Below are 926 nucleotides of genomic sequence, written 5' to 3'. Positions count from 1 at the left end.
TTCAGCGCCGATGGTAGTTGGGGGTCTCCCCCTGTGAGAGTAGGACGCCGCCAAGCTTGTCTAAGGATCAGTTCCGTTTGGAACTGATCTTTTTTGTGTTTTTGAAAAAATTACTTCTATTAAATTGCTTTGTAAAGTGAGAAGTGATGATGTAGCAAGCCTCATCGACCAGCTAATTTTTTCTTCCGTTCACTTTTATGTATTTTCATTGAACAACGCAGCTGTTGTGTGGGTAGGTCGTTCAATTCGTTTAGGATGAAGACCAAAAGCATAGACAGCAGCCAATAAGATTTTCTTTGGCAGCCAACAGATAAAGAGGACTGTTAGAGATACACTATAGATAACTGAGTATTGCCAAAGAGCATAGAGCACCTTCAGTTAATTTTTACGCCCGTTCTAAGTAAGAACAAGAAAGAATCAACAACTAACTTGTTACCTCCAGTAACACTTTAATATTGAAGATAGTAAAGAACAGCATCATTTACTGATATTTTTATATGAAAATGATTTCTCAAAAAAATAAAATAATAAAAGAATCCCTTCTCTAGATGATTTGTATGAGAAGATATATTGAATAAAACAAGCATATAAAAAACATGAAAAGGGTCATTTTACATCAATGAAGCGTTATTAGAGCGCTTTTTAACCAAAAAACATAAAAAAATGAAAAAAAGACTTTTAAAATGATGAGACAAGTGGTAAACTTCTTTAGGTGCCTTAACGAAAAGATGAAAAAACAGCGTTAAAATTAATTCAAAAATTATTTTAAAAAAGTCTTTACAAACAATATCTTATCGTTATATAATACTACTTGTCGGATCGAGAGACATTCGAAATGACAACAAAATATGGAGGATTAGCTCAGCTGGGAGAGCATCTGCCTTACAAGCAGAGGGTCGGCGGTTCGAGCCCGTCATCCTCCACCA

Annotated in this window: 1 tRNA gene; it reads left to right on the top strand. The window is 35.1% G+C overall.

Annotation, left to right across the window (positions count from 1 at the left end):
* The first annotated feature begins 850 nt into the window (after positions 1-850).
* Positions 851-926, top strand: a tRNA-Val gene (locus SB660_RS18885).

The sequence above is a fragment of the Bacillus sp. SIMBA_005 genome (assembly GCF_046535585.1).
Lineage (GTDB): Bacteria > Bacillota > Bacilli > Bacillales > Bacillaceae > Bacillus > Bacillus pumilus.
The sequence above is the reverse complement of the archived record's forward strand: the minus strand, read 5'-3'. Positions and strand labels throughout refer to the sequence as shown.